The organism is Streptomyces sp. NPDC107654 (assembly GCF_055639035.1).
The window spans coordinates 54,997-72,420 of record NZ_JBVKBI010000024.1; the positions used below are offsets into that span (position 1 = coordinate 54,997).

The 17,424-nt window shown below is 74.0% G+C and carries 16 protein-coding genes; 8 read left to right on the forward strand and 8 right to left on the reverse strand.

Features of this window, described 5'->3' with window-relative positions:
* Positions 1-96: 96 nt before the first annotated feature.
* The 4 genes from ACZ7N4_RS31520 (at position 97) to ACZ7N4_RS31535 (ending at position 6,743) form a co-directional block, all read left to right on the forward strand.
* A complete protein-coding gene (locus tag ACZ7N4_RS31520) occupies positions 97-999 on the forward strand; it encodes a S1 family peptidase (RefSeq protein WP_471365018.1) in 903 nt (300 codons plus the stop codon).
* 225 nt (positions 1,000-1,224) lie between these two features.
* Positions 1,225-4,746: a DNA polymerase III subunit alpha gene (locus tag ACZ7N4_RS31525; RefSeq protein ID WP_471365021.1), complete on the forward strand. Its 3,522-nt coding sequence runs from the start codon at positions 1,225-1,227 to the stop codon at positions 4,744-4,746.
* Complete coding sequence (locus ACZ7N4_RS31530) at positions 4,743-5,711, forward strand: DNA polymerase Y family protein (protein WP_471365024.1); 969 nt, start codon at positions 4,743-4,745, stop codon at positions 5,709-5,711. Before ACZ7N4_RS31525 ends, ACZ7N4_RS31530 begins: the two co-directional genes overlap by 4 nt.
* Before the next feature lie 165 nt (positions 5,712-5,876).
* A complete protein-coding gene (locus ACZ7N4_RS31535; RefSeq protein ID WP_471365027.1) occupies positions 5,877-6,743 on the forward strand; it encodes an esterase/lipase family protein in 867 nt (288 codons plus the stop codon).
* Between the two features lie 51 nt (positions 6,744-6,794).
* Here ACZ7N4_RS31535 and ACZ7N4_RS31540 read toward each other — a convergent pair whose 3' ends face one another.
* Positions 6,795-7,760 carry a lytic polysaccharide monooxygenase auxiliary activity family 9 protein gene (locus ACZ7N4_RS31540; RefSeq protein WP_471365030.1) on the reverse strand — a complete coding sequence of 322 codons (966 nt, stop codon included), beginning with the start codon at positions 7,758-7,760 and terminating at the stop codon, positions 6,795-6,797.
* 177 nt (positions 7,761-7,937) lie between these two features.
* Here ACZ7N4_RS31540 and ACZ7N4_RS31545 point away from each other — a divergent pair, with 177 nt between their 5' ends.
* Positions 7,938-8,405: a GNAT family N-acetyltransferase gene (locus ACZ7N4_RS31545; RefSeq protein ID WP_471365034.1), complete on the forward strand. Its 468-nt coding sequence runs from the start codon at positions 7,938-7,940 to the stop codon at positions 8,403-8,405.
* Between the two features lie 22 nt (positions 8,406-8,427).
* Here the strand turns inward: ACZ7N4_RS31545 and ACZ7N4_RS31550 are convergent, their stop codons facing one another.
* The gene (locus tag ACZ7N4_RS31550) at positions 8,428-8,562 is read right to left on the reverse strand and encodes a hypothetical protein (protein ID WP_358977410.1); all 135 of its coding nucleotides are present in this window, start codon (positions 8,560-8,562) and stop codon (positions 8,428-8,430) included.
* 141 nt (positions 8,563-8,703) lie between these two features.
* Between ACZ7N4_RS31550 and ACZ7N4_RS31555 the strand changes: the two genes are divergently transcribed.
* On the forward strand, positions 8,704-9,324 hold the full coding sequence (locus ACZ7N4_RS31555; protein WP_471365038.1) for a class I SAM-dependent methyltransferase: 621 nt from the start codon (positions 8,704-8,706) through the stop codon (positions 9,322-9,324).
* Between the two features lie 12 nt (positions 9,325-9,336).
* Here the strand turns inward: ACZ7N4_RS31555 and ACZ7N4_RS31560 are convergent, their stop codons facing one another.
* Together ACZ7N4_RS31560 and ACZ7N4_RS31565 are read right to left on the reverse strand one after the other, a co-directional pair.
* Entirely contained in the window at positions 9,337-9,840 is a 504-nt protein-coding gene (locus ACZ7N4_RS31560) for a ribonuclease FAU-1 family protein (RefSeq protein WP_471365041.1), read from the reverse strand.
* The gene (locus ACZ7N4_RS31565) at positions 9,821-10,750 is read right to left on the reverse strand and encodes a GNAT family N-acetyltransferase (protein WP_471365044.1); all 930 of its coding nucleotides are present in this window, start codon (positions 10,748-10,750) and stop codon (positions 9,821-9,823) included. Before ACZ7N4_RS31565 ends, ACZ7N4_RS31560 begins: the two co-directional genes overlap by 20 nt.
* Positions 10,751-10,822: 72 nt before the next feature.
* Here ACZ7N4_RS31565 and ACZ7N4_RS31570 point away from each other — a divergent pair, with 72 nt between their 5' ends.
* On the forward strand, positions 10,823-11,194 hold the full coding sequence (locus ACZ7N4_RS31570) for a GntR family transcriptional regulator (RefSeq protein ID WP_471365047.1): 372 nt from the start codon (positions 10,823-10,825) through the stop codon (positions 11,192-11,194).
* Positions 11,195-11,232: 38 nt separating this feature from the next.
* Here the strand turns inward: ACZ7N4_RS31570 and ACZ7N4_RS31575 are convergent, their stop codons facing one another.
* Both ACZ7N4_RS31575 and ACZ7N4_RS31580 read right to left on the reverse strand, forming a co-directional pair.
* On the reverse strand, positions 11,233-12,003 hold the full coding sequence (locus ACZ7N4_RS31575; RefSeq protein ID WP_471365050.1) for a DUF72 domain-containing protein: 771 nt from the start codon (positions 12,001-12,003) through the stop codon (positions 11,233-11,235).
* Positions 12,004-12,018: 15 nt separating this feature from the next.
* Positions 12,019-13,113 (reverse strand): DUF5925 domain-containing protein, encoded by a 1,095-nt coding sequence (locus tag ACZ7N4_RS31580; protein ID WP_471365053.1) that lies wholly within the window; start codon positions 13,111-13,113, stop codon positions 12,019-12,021.
* 263 nt (positions 13,114-13,376) lie between these two features.
* Here ACZ7N4_RS31580 and ACZ7N4_RS31585 point away from each other — a divergent pair, with 263 nt between their 5' ends.
* A complete protein-coding gene (locus ACZ7N4_RS31585) occupies positions 13,377-14,183 on the forward strand; it encodes an SGNH/GDSL hydrolase family protein (protein ID WP_471365058.1) in 807 nt (268 codons plus the stop codon).
* Positions 14,184-14,287: 104 nt separating this feature from the next.
* Here ACZ7N4_RS31585 and ACZ7N4_RS31590 read toward each other — a convergent pair whose 3' ends face one another.
* Positions 14,288-15,823, reverse strand: a complete 1,536-nt coding sequence (locus ACZ7N4_RS31590; protein ID WP_471365060.1) for a HoxN/HupN/NixA family nickel/cobalt transporter — start codon at positions 15,821-15,823, stop codon at positions 14,288-14,290.
* Entirely contained in the window at positions 15,820-17,364 is a 1,545-nt protein-coding gene (locus tag ACZ7N4_RS31595) for a tetratricopeptide repeat protein (RefSeq protein WP_471365065.1), read from the reverse strand. Before ACZ7N4_RS31595 ends, ACZ7N4_RS31590 begins: the two co-directional genes overlap by 4 nt.
* Between the last annotated feature and the right edge of the window lie 60 nt (positions 17,365-17,424).

The following is a 17,424-nucleotide window of genomic DNA, read 5'->3' on the forward strand; positions in this document are numbered from 1 at the left end:
AGGGGCATGCGCATGTGTATTCCGGTCGGCCCCTGGCTGCGCCTCACGGGCCCCGACCCCACGCGGGCCCCCGACTTCCCTTGGAGGGAACGAAACGTGAGGATCAAGCGCACCACTCCCCGCGCCGGCACGGCGAGACGGACCCGGCTGACCGCCGTGGCCACCGGCTTCCTGGCCGCAGCCGCGTTCGCCGCCCCCACCGCGAACGCCAGTGATGCCCACACGTTCAGCGCCACCCAGCTCGCCAAGGCGAGTGACTCCGTCCTGAAGGCCGACATCCCCGGTACCGCCTGGGCGGTGGACGGCACGACCCACCGCGTCGTCGTCACCGTCGACAGCACGGTGTCCCAGGCCGAGATCGCCAAGATCAGGAAGCAGGCCGGCGCCACCGCTGACGCCCTCGTCGTCAAGCGCACGCCGGGCAAGTTCAACAAGCTGATCTCCGGCGGCGACGCCATCTACGCCAACAGCTGGCGCTGCTCGCTGGGCTTCAACGTCCAGGACTCCAGCGGCAACTACTACTTCCTGACCGCCGGACACTGCACCGACGGCGCGGGCACCTGGTGGTCGAACTCGTCCCACTCCACCACGCTTGGCACCACGGCCGGCTCCAGCTTCCCCGGCAACGACTACGGCATCGTGCGCTACACCAATGGCTCGGTGACCAAGTCGGGTGCCGTGGGCAGCCAGGACATCACCAGCGCGGCCACGCCCTCCGTGGGCACGACCGTCTACCGCCGCGGGTCGACCACCGGTACGCACAGCGGCCGGGTCACCGCGCTCAACGCCACGGTCAACTACGGCGGCGGCGACGTCGTCTCCGGCCTGATCCAGACCACCGTCTGCGCCGAGCCCGGCGACTCCGGCGGCCCGCTGTACGGCGGCACGACGGCCTACGGTCTGACCTCGGGCGGCAGCGGCGACTGCACCTCCGGCGGTACGACCTTCTTCCAGCCGGTCACCGAGGCGCTGAGCGCCTACGGGGTGCACGTCTACTGAGCAACCCCCCTCTCCGGCGGTCCGGCCCCCGCACACCCCGGTGTGCGGGGGCTTCGCCATGGGCGCCGGCCGGGGGTCCGAGGAGGGCGTCGGTGGCACGTTTGCGCAGGTGGGGGACGGGTGGACGGCTGTCGTACACATGTTCGGGAATGGGGGTATGGTGGAGGTGGATTTGGGAACTGATGTTCGAGAGCTGTTCGGGGATCACGAGTGCGGGAGGTGGGTGTGCCGGGCTTCGCGCATCTCCACACCGTCTCCGGGTTCTCCCTGAGGTACGGGGCCTCCCACCCGGAGCGGCTGGCGGAGCGTGCCTCGGAACGGGGCATGGACGCCCTCGCCCTGACCGACCGCGACACCCTCGCCGGTACCGTGCGCTTCGCCAAGGCGTGTGCCGGGGTGGGCGTCCGCCCGCTGTTCGGGGTGGACCTGGCGGTGGAGGCGCGGGAGGCCGTACGGCGTGACCGGCGGCGGACGCCGGTGCGCGGGGGCGCCTTCGTGGACGAGTCGGCCCCCCGGGTGACCTTCCTCGCCCGGGACGGCGCCCGGGGCTGGGCCGAGCTGTGCCGGCTCGTCACGGAGGCGCACGCGGGGGAGGGGACCCCGCTGCTTCCCTGGGCCGCGCACCGGGGCGCGGGCCTGGTGGTGCTGCTCGGTCCGGGGTCGGACGTGGGGCGGGCGCTCGCCGCCGGGCGGCCCGACCGGGCGGCGGCACTCCTGGTCCCGTGGCGCGAGGCCTACGGCGACGCGCTGCGGCTGGAGGCCGTCTGGCACGGGCGGACGGGCACGGGGGAAGGGTCCCTGCGGCTGGCGGCCCGTACCGTCGGGTTCGCCGCCGAGCAGGGGGTGCGGCCGGTGCTCAGCAACGCGGTCCGGTACGCCGACCCCGGGCAGGGTCCGGTCGCCGACGTGCTGGACGCCGCGCGGCGCCTGGTGCCGATCGACCCCCGGGGCGAGCTGGACTCCGGCGAGGCCTGGCTGAAGGACGCGCCGGCCATGCTGGACGTGGCCGAGCGGATCGTGGAGGCGGCCGGGTACCGGCGGGACACTGCCCGGCGGCTGCTGGAGCAGACCGGGGCCACGGCCGCCGAGTGCCGGGTCGACCCCGAGGGCGATCTGGGCATGGGGGGCGTGCACTTCCCCGAGGCGCACCTCGTCGGCGCCGGGCGGCGCACCGCGCAGCGGGCGCTCGCCTCGCGGGCGGCGGCGGGCATGCTGCGGCTCGGGTACGGCGGACGGCGCGCGTACTGGGAGCGGATGCACGACGAGCTGGACATCATCGCCCACCACGGCTTCGCCTCCTACTTCCTGACGGTCGCCCAGGTCGTGGACGACGTACGGGAGATGGGGATCCGGGTGGCCGCCCGCGGCTCCGGTGCCGGGTCGCTCGTCAACCACCTGCTCGGGATCGCGCACGCCGACCCCGTCGAGCACGGGCTGCTGATGGAGCGCTTCCTGTCCAGGGAACGCGTCGTGCTGCCCGACATCGACATCGACGTGGAGTCCGCCCGGCGGCTGGAGGTCTACCGGGCGATCATCGGCCGGTTCGGCGGTGAACGGGTCGCCACCGTCTCGATGCCGGAGACCTACCGGGTCCGGCACGCGATCCGGGACGTGGGCGCCGCGCTGTCCATGGACCCGGCCGAGACCGACCGGATCGCCAAGTCCTTCCCGCACATCCGGGCGCGCGACGCCCGTGCGGCGCTGGAGGAACTGCCCGAGCTGAAGCGGCTCGCGGGGGAGCTTCGGCGGGACGGGGAGAAGTACGGCGGGTTCTGGGACCTGGTCGAGGCGCTCGACGCCCTGCCGCGCGGGGTCGCCATGCACCCGTGCGGGGTGCTGCTGTCGGACGCCTCCCTGCTCGCCCGTACGCCGGTGGTGCCGACGAGTGGCGAGGGGCTGCCCATGTCGCAGTTCGACAAGGAGGACGTGGAGGACCTCGGGCTGCTCAAGCTGGATGTGCTGGGCGTGCGGATGCAGTCGGCGATGGCGCACGCGGTCGCCGAGGTGGAGCGGGCGAGCGGGGAGCGGATCGACCTGGACGCGGTGGAGCCGGGGGACCCGGAGACGTACCGGCTGATCCGGTCCACCGAGACGCTGGGCTGTTTCCAGATCGAGTCGCCCGGCCAGCGGGACCTGGTGGGGCGGCTCCAGCCGAGCACCTTCCACGACCTGGTCGTGGACATCTCGCTGTTCCGGCCCGGTCCCGTCGCCGCCGACATGGTGCGGCCGTTCATCGAGGCGCGGCACGGGCGGGCGCCGGTGCGCTATCCGCACCCGGACCTGGAGGAGCCGCTGAAGGGGACGTACGGGGTCGTCGTCTTCCACGAGCAGGTCATCGACATCCTGGCGGTCATGACCGGCTGCGGGCGGGGCGAGGCCGACCGGGTGCGGCGCGGACTGTCCGAGCCGGAGTCGCAGGGGCGGATCCGGGTGTGGTTCGCCCAGCAGGCGGCGGCCAGGGGGTACGACGCGGAGACGATCCGGCGGACCTGGGAGATCGTGGAGGCCTTCGGGTCGTACGGCTTCTGCAAGGCGCACGCCGTCGCCTTCGCCGTACCCACCTACCAGTCGGCGTGGCTGAAGGCGCACCACCCGGCCGCCTTCTACGCCGGGCTGCTCACGCACGATCCCGGGATGTACCCGAAGCGGCTGCTGCTGGCGGACGCCCGGCGGCGCGGGGTGCCGGTCCTGCCGTTGGACGTGAACGTCTCCGGGGTCGCACACAGGATCGAACTGGTGTCTGAATCGCCGGCGGTGTGGGGGCTGCGGCTCGCCCTCTCCGACGTCCACGGCATCAGCGAGGCCGAGGCGCGGCGGATCGCGGACGGGCAGCCGTACTCCTCGCTGGTGGACTTCTGGGAGCGGGCCCGGCCGAGCCGGCCGCTGGCCCAGCGACTCGCGCGGGTGGGCGCGCTGGACGCCTTCGGCGCCAACCGGCGGGATCTGCAACTGCACCTGACCGAGCTGCACCGGGGTGCCCGGGGCGGCGGCGGAGGCCAGCTCCCGCTGGCGGGCGGGCGGAAGACCGCGCCGGCCGGGCTGCCGGACCTGACCTCGGCGGAGCGGCTCAGCGCCGAGCTGGGTGTGCTGTCCATGGACGCCTCGCGCAATCTGATGGACGACCACCGGGAGTTCCTCACGGAGCTGGGCGTGGTCTCCGCGCGCCGGCTGCGCGAGGCCCGGCACGGCGAGACCGTGCTGGTCGCGGGCGCCAAGGCGGCCACCCAGACCCCGCCGATCCGCTCCGGCAAGCGGGTCATCTTCTCCACCCTGGACGACGGCACGGGCCTGGTCGACCTGGCGTTCTTCGACGACTCGCACGACGCCTGCGCCCACACCGTCTTCCACTCCTGGCTGCTGCTGGTGCGCGGCGTGGTGCAGCGGCGCGGTCCGCGCAGCCTGAGCGTGGTCGGCTCCGCCGCCTGGAACCTCGCCGACCTGGTGGAGGTGCGGGACGCGGAGGGACTCGACGGGGTCGCGGCCCGGCTGGCCGGACCGTCCGGCACGGACGGCTCCCCGGCCGGGGGCGACGGCGGTCCGCTCCGGGCCCGGCTCGCCGGTTCCGAGGGGCTGCCCGCGCCGGCCGGCTCCGCGGCCCGCGACCCGATGGCGGACCGGACGATCCGCATGCCCACGGGGTACGAGATGCACCCCTGGGCCGATCTGCGGCCCGCCGGCCAGGAGGCCGCACAAGGGCCCGCCGCGATACGGAAGTTGTGGCACCAGAGTCCGGGGAGTGCGGGATGACGATTCTCTGCGTACGTTTCCAGCTGCCGCCGATGTACGAGGCGGCCCTGCCGGGACTGCTCGGGCTGCTGGAGGAGTTCACCCCGGTCGTGGAGGCGCTGCCGCCGGACGGGGCGCTGGCCGATCTGCGCGGCGCCGAGCGGTACTTCGGGCGCGACGCGGTGGAGCTGGCCTCGGTGATCCGGGTGCGGGCCCTCGCGCGGTACGGCGTCGACTGTGTGATCGGGGCCGGGCCGGGCCCGATGCTGGCCCGCATGGCGCTCGGTGCCGCCCGGCCCGGGGTGACCTGTGCGGTGCCCGAGGACGCCGTCGCCGAGTTCCTCGCCGGCAAGCCCGTCGCCGCGCTGCCCGGCGTCGGCGCGGCGACCGCCCGCACCCTCGGCGAGTACGGCCTGGACACCCTGGGCCGGGTCGCCGCCGCGCCGCTCTCCACGCTCCAGCGGCTGATCGGCGCGAAGGCGGGCCGCGAGCTGCGCGAGAAGGCGGGCGGCATCGACCGCGGCAGGGTCGTCCCGAACGCCGTGGCGCGCTCCCTGACGACCGAGCGTGCCTTCGACATCGACGAGCTGGACCCCGCCCGGCACCGCAGGGCACTGCTGTCGGCCGCCGAGGAGATCGGCACCCGGCTGCGCGCGGTGGAGAAGGTCTGCCGCACCCTGACCCTCACCGTGCGCTACGCCGACCGGTCCGCCACCACTCGCAGCCGCACCCTGAAGGAGCCGACCGCGCACTCGGCGGCCCTGACCCGGGCGGCCTACGGCATGTACGAGGCGCTCGGCCTCCAGCGTGCCCGGGTCCGCGCCCTCACCCTGCGCGCCGAGGGCCTGACTCCCGCCGACCAGGCCTCCCACCAGCTCACTTTCGACCCCGTGGACGAGAAGGCCCGGCGCATCGAGGAGGTCGCGGACCGCGCGCGGGCGAAGTTCGGGCCGCGCGCGGTGATCCCGGGCAGCCTCGCGGCATGACGTCCCAGGGGTCCGCCGGGGCTCCGGCTGTCACTGGAAGTTTTTACTGACGTGTAACTTCTCACTTCGACTACTCGCCCGTAACTTGACAGATGAACAGCATCCTCGTGATCCGGATCACAGGGTTAGGCCCCCACCTCCCTTGAGCCGCAAGGAGATCACACGATGCTGCCCTGGAAGAGAGTGCTCAGACCCCTCACCGCACTCCTCCTCACCGCCGCCGTCGCCGTCGTACCGGCCGCCGCGGCCGGCGCTTCCGACTCAGCCGCCCCCACCTCCGGCTGGAACGACTACTCCTGCAAGCCCTCGGCCGCCCACCCCCGCCCCGTCGTCCTCGTCCACGGCACCTTCGGCAACGCGGTCGACAACTGGCTCGGTCTCGCCCCCTACCTGACGAGCCGCGGATACTGCGTCTACTCCCTCGACTACGGCCAGCTCCCCGGCGTCCCCCTCTTCCACGGCCTCGGCCCCATCGACGAGTCGGCCGAGCAACTGTCCGCCTTCGTCGACAAGGTGCTCGCCGCCACCGGAGCCGCCAAGGCCGACCTGGTCGGCCACTCCCAGGGCGGCATGATGCCCCGCTACTACCTGAAGTTCCTCGGCGGAGCCGCCAAGGTGAACGCCCTCGTCGGCATCGCCCCCGACAACCACGGCACCGACCTGGACGGCCTCGCCCACCTGCTGCCGTACTTCCCCGGCGCCGAGGACCTGCTCAAGGCCACCACCCCCGGCCTCGCCGACCAGATCACCGGCTCCGCCTTCCTCACCAAGCTCAACACGGGCGGCGACACGGTCCCCGGCGTCCGCTACACGGTCATCGCCACCCAGCACGACGAGGTGGTCACCCCCTGGCGCACCCAGTACCTGAGCGGTTCCGACGTCCGCAACGTCCACCTCCAGGACCTGTGCCCGCTCGACCTCTCCGAACACCTCGCGATCGGCCTGTTCGACCGGATCGCCTTCCACGAGGTGGCCAACTCCCTCGACCCCGCCCACGCCACCGCCACCACCTGCGCCTCCGCCTTCAGCTGAGACGCCGCCGGGGCCCGTCCGGCCTGAGCCGCCGGACAGGCCCCGGAACCCTCACCGGCCGCCGCCCGCCGCGCGCCGCCGCACGGACAGGAACAGCACCGCGGAACCGGCCGCCAGCGCCGCGGCGCCGCCGACCGCGAGGGAGGAGGTGCCGGCGGACGCGCCCGTCTCGGCGAGGTCCGCCGAAGCCCGGGCCGCCTCCGGCCGGTCGGCCGGCGCCGTGGCGGACGGTTCCGCCGAGGTGCTCGCGCCGTCGTCGCCGTGCCCGTGGTGCTCGACCGTCGACTCGCCGGCACCGTCCGCGATCTGCTCGTCCGAGGGCGCGGAGGCGCCCGGTGCGGGGGCGCTCGGTGCGGGCGCGCCCGGTGCGGGGGCCGTACCGCCGTTGCCGCCGCCGAAGTCGACGTCCGAGCAGGAGTAGAAGGCCTCCGGGCTGTCCGAGCGTTGCCAGACCGCGTACAGCAGGTGCCGGCCGGACCGCTCGGGCAGGGTGCCCGCGAACGTGGAGAAACCGCCGGACGGGACCGGGTCGGTCGCCGTCGCCACCGGGTGCTCCAGGTCCAGCTCGGACCAGGCCAGTGGCTTCGCCGGGTCGTAACCGGGCTTGGTGGCGTAGACGGTGAAGGTGCCCTTGTGCGGGGCGGTCACGCGGTACCGGAAGGTGTACGGTCCCGCGTGCACGCGCGTCGCCGGCCAGTCGGCGCGGGCCAGGTCGAGCCCCTTGAACTCCGCGTTGCCCGCGCTGCACAGCTCGCCGTCCCGGATCAGCCGCCGGTGCCGCCCGGCCGCGTCACCGATCCGGACGCCGTTCCAGTCGTACAGGGCCTGGGTGCCGCCCGCCGCCACGGCCGCCTCGCACGCCGCCGACTCCGGGCTCTCCGGACCCTCCGCGTAGCACTGCGCGACACGACTGACCGGGTCGCCCATGGAGCCGTGCGCCGCCGCGGGGCCGGCACGGAGCGCGAGCGCGGTGAGACCGAGCGCGGTCGCGGCGGCGGCCTTGCGGCGTGACGGCATGGGGAACTCCTCGGAACGGTCCTGGGGGTGGGCTGAATCCCGCGGGGGTGATCAGAAGCTAGCCCCCGAAGACCGCGAAATCCCCTGCCGGGAGCGGCTGGAGTAGATCCTTATGGTGCCCTTAAGGGAGCGCTCAGGCCGGGCTCAGGTAGCTGCCCGGGCGGATAGCGTGCGGGTATGACCGACCGGCATGACAACGACACGGGACGGGTCCGGGCCGCCGGACCCGAGGACACGGCGGCGGTGAAGGCGGTGACGGACGCGGCCTATCACCCCTATGTCGAGCGCATCGGCGTGGTGCCCCGGCCCATGGGGGCCGACCACGCGGCCGACGTGGCCGCGGGCAGGGTCTTCGTCACGGGTGAGCCCGTCGTCGGGCTGGTGGTGGTCGAGGCGCACGCCGACCACCTCTTCCTGGACAGCATCGCCGTCCATCCGAGCGTCCACGGCACGGGCGTCGGACGCCGGCTGCTGCACTTCGTCGACGCCCGCGCGCGGGAACTGGGGCTCGGCGAGATCAGGCTCTACACGAACGCGATGATGTGGGAGAACCAGAAGATCTACCCGAGATACGGCTACGAGGTCGTGGCACGTCGCGTCGACGGTCCGTACGACCGCGTCCACTACCGCAAGCTGCTGAACTGAACCGGGACGAGCCGGGACCGCGTCAGCCGTCCGGCCACCAGGTCCGGGCGATGTCCTTGCGGACCTCCGGGCGGCCCGCCGGGCGTTCGTCCGCCTCTTCGCGGATCCGGCGGCTGTCCGTTCTCTTCAGGGGCTTCTGCACGGTCGCACGGCGCATGACTGCTGCCTCCTTCAGTGCCTACCGGGTCCCGCGTCGTCACGGAGGTAGACGCTTTCGGGGAGAGTTCCTCATCGGTGTCGGGTTGTCAGTGGCGGCTGTCACGTCCGCACTGTCAGTGGCCTGTGTCACTCTCTGGGAATGACGAGCGAGAACACGTACGGAGTTGCGGTTGCCCGGGAAACGGACTGGGATGCACGGGCCGCCGCCTTCGACGACGAACCCGACCACGGCCTGCGCGACGCGGAGGTCCGCGCGGCCTGGGCGGACCGGCTCCGCGCCTGGCTGCCCGCGCCCCCCGCCGACGTCCTCGACCTCGGCTGCGGCACCGGCAGCCTGTCACTCCTCGCCGCCGAGCAGGGGCACCGGGTGACCGGGGTCGACCGGTCCCCGGCGATGGCCGAGCGCGCCCGGACCAAGCTCGCCGGGCACCCCGCGGAGATCCTGTGCGGGGACGCCGGGGCCCCGCCGGTGGGGGACCGGCGCTTCGACGTGGTGCTCGTACGACATGTGCTGTGGGCCCTGCCCGACCCCGCCGCAACGCTCCGGCACTGGCGCGGCCTGCTCCGTCCCGGAGGCCGGTTCGTGCTGGTCGAGGGCGTCTGGGGCACCCTCACCCCGGTCGGCGTCCCGGCCGCGCGGCTCACCGCCCTGCTGGAGCCGCTCGCCCGGGACGTGCGCGTGGAGCACCTGTCCGGACACGCGGTGTTGTGGGGCAAGGAGGTGGACGACGAGCGGTACGCGGTCCTGGCCGCGGTGTGACGGCGGGGCGGCTCAGGACAGCAGTTCCTCGAAGCCGTCGGCGCGGGACGCCAGCGCCTCCAGCGTGTCGAGCGCGGCCAGCGCGGCGGACGCGGCCTCCGGGTCGGTCCGTGCGAGCCCGCTCTCGGCGAACTCGTCCTCGTCGAGGCGCCGCACGTCCCGCCCGTCCGCGGAGCGCCACAGGTCCAGGTCCAGGTCCTCCACGACGAGGTCGGAGCCGGAGCGGACCGCCGGCCGCGTGACGTCGCAGTACCAGCCCTTCACCGAGCCGTCCGCGGCCCGCACCTCCTTCACCGAGTACCACCGGTCCCGCCAGTAGTACTCGGTGAACACGTCACCGGGCTCGAACCGCACGAACCCGAAGTCCCGGACCCCGGAGCCCGCCCACGGGGCGCGTACGGCGATCCGCTCGCCGTCGTCCTGGAGCAGCTCCGCCGGGTAACGGATCTTCGTACGGCCCGCCTTGACCAGGACGACCTCCAACCGTGCCGCCGGGTCAGCCGAGTTCGCGGACATAGCGCACCTCCGTCGCGCAGATCCCGTAGCCGAGCCGCTTGTTGATCGCGATCATCGGATCGTTGCCGGTGTCGTTGCCCGTGAAGGCCTCGGTGACGCCGGCGGCGCGGGCCCGGTGCAGGGAGTGGGTCTTGGCGAGGGCGGCGAGGCCGCGGCCGCGGTGGGCGCGTGCCGTGCCGGTCATCGCCGAGGAGTAGCGTGAGCCGCCGTCGGTGTAGGCCATGGTGAAGGCGACCGGCCGCCCGTCGACACAGGCGGCGGTGGTCAGCTCCCGGTTCAGCAGCGGGTGGTCCCAGGTCTCCGCGAGCCAGGCGTCGTAGTCCGTGAACGCGTGGTCGACGTCGCCCGGTTCGTCGCGGATCGTCTCCGCGTCCAGTTCGAACAGCGGCCGGGGGTCGTCCGCGAAGTCGGCGGCCGTCCGCAGCTCCACGCCCGGCGGGACCTCCGGGAGCGGCGGGAGGGTGCCGTGCGCCAGGTCGAGCCGGAGGAAGTGCGCGCTACGGCTTGGCCGGTAGCCGCGCCGCTCGGCGAACGCCCGGTTGGCCGGCTCGTCCAGGGCCCAGGTCAGCAGCCTGCTCGCGCCCAGGTCCGTCAGGTACTCCTCGGCGGCCCGGACCAGCAGCCGGCCGGCGCCGCGGTGGGCCCGGTCCGGGCGGACGTAGACGTTGAGGGCGCCCTGGCCCGGGTCGGGGCTGTCGTGGATCAGATGGACCTGCGCCGTGCCGACGATCTCGCCGTCCTCCTCCGCGACCAGCGGCCGGAACCGGGCGTCGGGGTGGACATGGGCGACCGTGTGCCGGACCGAGTCCGCGGTGAACAGGATGTAGGGCAGGGCGAGCCGGCGGACGTGGGCGAAGCCCTCGGCGTCGGACGGCACGCCGGGACGGAGAGGGCGCACGATCACTGTCATGAGCAGGCACCGTACGGGGCGGGGTGACGGGGCTGCCTCTCATTTTCCCGCGGGTGCGGGACAATCGGCCGTGTGAGCCTGAAGATCCGCATCGATGACAGCGCGCCCCCGTACGAGCAGGTGCGGGCGCAGATCTCCGAGCAGGCGCGGTCCGGGACGCTCCCGGTCGGGTACCGGCTGCCGACCGTGCGCGGCCTGGCCGAGTCCCTGGGGCTCGCGGTGAACACGGTGGCCAAGGCGTACCGTGCGCTGGAGAGCGACGGGGTGATCGAGACGCGGGGGCGCAACGGCACGTTCGTGGCCGCCGCCGGCCCGGCCGCTCAGCGGGAGGCCGCCGCCGCCGCCCAGGCCTACGCCGAGCGTGTGCGGCGGCTGGGGCTGGGGGAGGACGAGGCGCTGGACGCCGTGCGGGACGCCCTGCGGGCGGCTTACGGGGAGGGCTGAGGCGGGTTCGGCACCGTCGGACGTCGTCCCGCCCGACGTCATCCGGGCTTCGCCGGCTCCGGTGTTCTCGTCGTCGTCAGGCCCGCCCTCCTCGCCGCCCTGCCGAACGTCACCGCGTCCTGCACCGCCGCGCCCCCGGGGTCGTTGTTGAAGTACGCGTAGACGTCGTCCCCGTCGGGCCAGGTGGTCGCGATGCGGTCCACCCAGGTCTCCAGGGAGCGGCGGCCGTAGCGCGGCCAGGGCCGGGCGCGGCCCTGGTGGAAGCGGACGTAGCCCCAGCCGGCGGTGCGCCACAGCGGGGTGACCGGGCGGGCCAGGACGTCCGCCCAGCACAGGGCTGCCTTCCGCGACTCCAGCACCTGCCGTACCCCTGGCGTCCACCAGGAGTCGTGGCGGGGCTCGACCGCGACCCGCGTACCCGGGGGGAAGCAGGCCAGGCAGGCGTCCAGCAGCGGTGGGTCGGCGCGCAGGGTGGGCGGGAGCTGGAGGAGGACCGGGCCAAGCCGGTCGCCTAGGCCCGCCGCGTGGCTCATCAGGCGGTGCACCGGCTCCTCGGGCTCCTTGAGCCGCTTGATGTGGGTGAGGTACCGGCTGGCCTTGACGGCGACCACGAACTCCGGCGGCACCCGCTCGCGCCAGGCGGCGAACGTGTCGTACGACGGCAGCCGGTAGAACGCGTTGTTGACCTCCACCGTCGCGAACAGCCGGGTGTACTCCTCCAGCCACAGCCGCGCGGGCACTCCGGCCGGGTAGACGAGGTCCCGCCAGTCCTTGTACTGCCACCCCGACGTGCCGACGAGCAGGGTCATACCCTCATGAAAGCACTACAGGTACAGCCCCGCGTCCGCACCCTCCCGCGCACCCGGCACCGAGGTCGGCGCGGTGCCCCGGCGCAGTGCGTACAGCTCGGCCAGGGTCGCCCCCTCGCGGCCCACGCCCTCCTCGGTGCCGAGCCAGTTCACCGCCTCCGTGCGGGTCAGCGGGCCCACCTCGATACGGGCCAGGCAGCGGCCGGGGCGGACCACGGCCGGGTGCAGGCGCTCCAGGTCCTCGTTGGTGGTGACGCCGACCAGGACGTTGCGGCCCTGGCCGAGCAGGCCGTCGGTGAGGTTCAGCAGCCGGGACAGGGCCTGGCCCGCCGTGTGCCGGGCCTCGCCGCGGATCAGCTCGTCGCAGTCCTCCAGCAGCAGCAGCCGCCAGCGGCCCTTGCCCGCGCCGTCGTCCTCGCCGATCGCGATGTCCATCAGATAGCCGACGTCGGAGAAGAGCCGCTCCGGGTCCAGCACGCAGTCGACCTGGCACCAGTCCCGCCACGAGCGGGCCAGCGTGCGCAGGGCGGAGGTCTTGCCGGTGCCCGGCGGGCCGTGGAGGAGCAGCAGCCGGCCCGCGATGTCCTCCGGGGTCGTCTTCATCAGGCGGTCCATGGCCTCGGCCACCGGAGCCGTGTAGTTGGGCCGGATCTCCTCCCAGGTGCCCGCGGAGATCTGGCGCGTGGTGCGGTGCGGGCCGCGCCGGGGGGAGACGTACCAGAACCCCATCGTCACGTTCTCCGGCTGCGGTTCCGGCTCGTCGGCCGCGCCGTCCGTGGCCTGGCCGAGGATCCGCTCGGCCAGTTCGGCGCTGGTCGCGGTGACCGTGACGTCCGCGCCCCGGTTCCAGCGGGAGACCAGCAGGGTCCAGCCGTCCCCCTCGGCGAGGGTCGCGCTGCGGTCGTCGTCGCGGGCCGTCCGCAGGACGCGGGCGCCCTCCGGGATCAGGGTCGCGCCCGAGCGCACCCGGTCGATGTTCGCTGCGTGCGAGTACGGCTGCTCGCCCGTCGCGAAGCGGCCGAGGAACAGCGCGTCGACGACGTCGGACGGCGAGTCGGAGTCGTCGACGTGGAGCCGGATCGGCAGAGCGTCGTGTGGGTTGGCAGACATGCCGCCATGATCCGCCACAGGTGTGTTCCGTGCACGGCATTTCCCTCCCTTGCTCCGGGTGTCCCCCCTGCCCGCCCGTCGCCCTCGCGGCGTCCCGGAGTTGACCGTGCGTCAACGGACGGCGCCTTCACAGGCAATGGATGAGCGGTGAATGTTTCCGGTCGATCTTATTGAGATCGCAACAGTTTTGGCATGGACACTTCCTGTCAACACGCGTAGCTGCTACCACGGTTGAGGCAGAGATCCTGCTAAAGGGAGGTTCCATGAGACGTTCCCGACTCACCGGATTCGTGACCTCGCTCCTCCTCGCCGCAGGCCTCGGTATCACCGGGGCCGCTTCGGCGCAGGCTTCCTCGACAGCCGCGGCCGGCGGCTACGTGGCGCTCGGCGACTCCTACTCCTCCGGGGTGGGCGCCGGCAGCTACATCAGCTCCAGCGGCAGCTGCGACCGCAGCACGAAGGCCTACCCGTACCTGTGGAACGCCGCCCACAGCCCCTCCTCGTTCGCGTTCAACGCCTGCTCCGGCGCCACGACGGACGACGTGCTCGCGGGCCAGCTCGGCTCGCTCAACTCCTCCACCTCACTGGTGTCCATCACCATCGGCGGCAACGACGCGGGCTTCGCCGACGTCATGACCACCTGCGTGACCAGCTCCGACAGCACCTGTCTGTCCCGCATCGACACCGCCAGGGCGTACGTCGCCAACACGCTCCCCGGCAAGCTCGACACCGTCTACAACGCGATCAGCGCCAAAGCCCCGTCCGCCCGGGTCGTCGTCATCGGCTACCCCCGCTTCTACCTGCTCGGCCAGGCGTGCCTCGGCCTCTCGGAGACCAAGCGGTCCGCGATCAACGGTGCCGCCGACTACATCGACGCCGCCATCAAGGCCCGCGCCACCGCCCACAACTTCGTCTTCGGCGACGTCCGCACCACGTTCTCCGGCCACGAGATCTGCTCCGGCAGCTCCTGGCTGCACAGCGTCAACTGGCTCGACATCGGCGAGTCGTACCACCCCACCGCGTCCGGCCAGTCCGGCGGCTACCTGCCGGTCCTCACCAACGCGGCCTGACGTACGACCCGAGCTACGACGGACCCGTACGGGCTCGCCCTTCCGAGTGCATCTGCCCGGGGCGAGCCCGACGGTGACGGGGAGACCCCGCCCGACGGGGTCTCTCAGCCGAAGACGGACGCGGCTCCCTTGAGCACCAGTCCCATGCCCAGCGCCAGTACGGCCAGCGCCGACACGAGCGGCAGGGTCCGGCGCACCAACGCGGTCATCGGGTGGGCCGTCCAGCCCGGGCGCCGCTCCAGCACCCGGGCCGCCCCCGCGCCCAGCCGCACGACGGCGAAGCCGGCGGCGGTGAGCGTGGACGCGAGACCCGCCCCGTACGCCACGACGAGCAGCAGCCCGAACCAGGCCTTGCCGAGTGCGGCGGCGCCGACGAGGACGACCACGGCGGACGGACTGGGCACGAGCCCCCCGGCGAATCCGAGCAGGATCGTGCCGCGGAGGGTGGGGGCGACGGGGTGGGTGTGGGTGTGACCACCGTGAGTGTGCGTGTGTGAGTGGTCCCCATGGATGTGCTCACCACTGTGATGGTGGTGATGATGGTGAGCGGCACCGTGTTCCGCGCCCACAGCAGCCAACTCCCGTCGCGGCGCGTGCTCGTGGGGAGCACTGGCGGCCCGTGCGCGGCTGTGCCAGGCCCGGCGTACGAGGGTGACGCCCGCCCCGAGCACCAGCGCGCCGCCGGCGATGCCCAGCCAGGAGATCACCGCGGGTGTGGCGGCGGAGCCGGCCGTGACGAGGAGGCCCAGGGCGACCACGCCGAGGGTGTGGGTCACGGTGACCGAGGCGGCCAGGGGCAGTACGTCCCGCGGCCGGGCCCGGCCCCCGCGCGCCGCCGCCGTCGCCGCCATCAGGGTCTTGCCGTGGCCCGGCGCCAGGGCGTGCATCGCGCCGAGGACGACGGCGACGAGCAGGGCCAGCGCGGCGAAGCCGAGCGTGAGGTCGTGCCGGGCCACGAGGTCGTCCAGGGCGCGGGTCCAGCGGTCTGCGCCCCGGGGCAGCACCGCGGCGCCCGGGGCGTCCTGCCGCTCCTCGGCGAGGGCCGGACCGCCCGGGCGCACGCGCACCGAGGCGGTGGCGGTGTCGGCCGGAGAGGACAGCAGGTCCTTGGGGTACGTGGTCAGTTCGTGCGACACGGACGTGCGGGGTACGTCCGTGGAGGTGAGTGTCATACGGTCGCCGCGCGCGGTGATCTCCCGCCAGCCCGGGCCGCCGGTGGCCCCCGCGCCGTGGAAGCCGAGGGTGACGGACTTCCCCCGGGGGAGCGGCGCGGTGAACCGGCACTCCAGCCGCAGGGTGTTCAGCCCGGCCTGCCCGGGGCGCAGCTCGGCCCGTGCGGAACCGGGGGACAGCGCGGCGGGGCGCCCCTGGACGGTGAGCCCGCTGCCCCGGGCGGCCCCGGCGCACCGCCGCTCGGCCCAGGCGGTGAGGCCCAGCCGCCGGATGTCCGGCTTGGCCTGGGTCGCCGGGATCTCGGCGAGGTCCTCCACGTGGTCGACACGGAGCCGGCCGGGAGCGGCGACGAGACCGTCGTAGCGGTTGACGGTGAAATTGCCGAGCGGGTGCGCGCTCGCGGTGCCGGCCGGGAGGAGCGCGAGGGCGCCGACGGCGACGAGGACGAACGGCAGACGCAGCTTCACTTCGCGGCCTCCAGTGCCGTACGGGCCTCGGCGGCGCCCAGCGGGGAGAAGCCGGGGTTCAGCCTCAGGGCCGCCCTGAGGGAGGCACGGCCGTCCCGCGCGCGGCCCGTGGCCAGTTCGATCACGCCGCGGTGGTAGCGGAAGGCGGCGTTGCGGTAGCCGGTGGCGGTGGCCCGGCGGGCGTAGGGCAGGGCCTGAGCGTCATGGCCGTTGACGTGCAGGGCCCAGGCGAGTGCGTCCGCGGTGTGCACGGTGTGCCGGCGGCCCCACTCGGCGCGGGCCGCGCGCAGGGCGGCGGCCTTGTCGCCGTGGTCGGCGGCGGCCAGCGCGGTGTCCAGGTCGGCGTTGACGCCGTTGGCGCTGGCCAGCGCGGTCCAGGCGTCGACCAGCGCGTACTGCTGCCGGGCCCGCGACCGGTCGCCGGCCGCGCCCCGCGCCTCGTACAGCTCGCCCAGCGCGACCAGCGGACCGGGCAGCGGGGAGCGGGCCACCACGGCCTCCATGTCCCTGATCGCCGCGGCCCGGTCACCGCTCGCGGCCCGGGCGCGGGCCCGGCCCTCCAGCGCCGGGAGGTAGCCGTCGTCGGCGGTGAGGGCGCGGGCGTAGAAGGTGAGGGCGGTCCGGTAGTCGCCCTGGTTCCAGGCGAGTTGGCCGAGCTGGGTGGCGACGTACGCGCTGTCGCCGGGAGAGGTGGCAGCGGACAGCGCCTGTCGCAGCACCCGGCGTGCGGTGCCGACGTCCCCGCGCAGCTCGTGCACGTAGGCGTACCGGGTGAAGACCGGGACGCCCGGCCGGCGCGCGTCGGCGGTCCGCGCGGCCCGCTCCGCCTCGGCGTACCGGCCGAGTTCCACCAGGGCGTCGATCCGGGAGGACAGCGCGCGCTCGCTGTACGGGTTCCGGCGCAGGGCCGCGTCCGCGAAGCTCAGGGCGTCCTTGAAGTCGTGCCGGGCCGCGGCGAGGGCGGCGCGGCCGGCCAGGGCCCGGTCGTCGTCCGGCGCCAGCGACAGGGACCGCTTCAGCGCCCGCTCCGCCTGCGGGTACCGGGACGGGTCCGCCCTGGTCCGCGCCTGCTCGACGTAGGCCAGTCCGAGGGTGGCCCAGCCGCCGTGGTCCTTCGGCTGCGCCCGCAACTGCGCCTGCAGCGCGGTGATGCTCGCGTCCAGGTCCCCGCCTCCCGGCACACCCGGGTCCACGGCACCGGCGGCGACCGGCACGGTCGCCGGCGCCCGGCCGGCGCCGAGCGCGATGGCCCCGCCGGTCATGGCGACCGCCAGCAGCGCGGCGGAGCAGGCCATGTGCAGGGACCGCCGGCGCCGCACGACGGCCCCGACCCGTCGCACGGCGGCGACCCGCTCCTCGCCACCGACGCGCTCGCCCGAGCCGGGGACCGACGGCTCCTCGGCCGCCCGTACTTCGGCCCCCGGCTTCTCGGCCGTCCGGACCTCGCCTCCCGGCCCCTCGGCCGTCTGCCCCTCGGCCCTGTGTTCCTCAGCCGTCTGCTCCTCGGCCCTCTGCTCCTCGTCCTGCCCGCGCGGGACCATGCCTTCTCCTCGGTCGGTCGTGTGCTGAGGCGCGGCCCGCCGTGGGGGAGTGGGGGTACG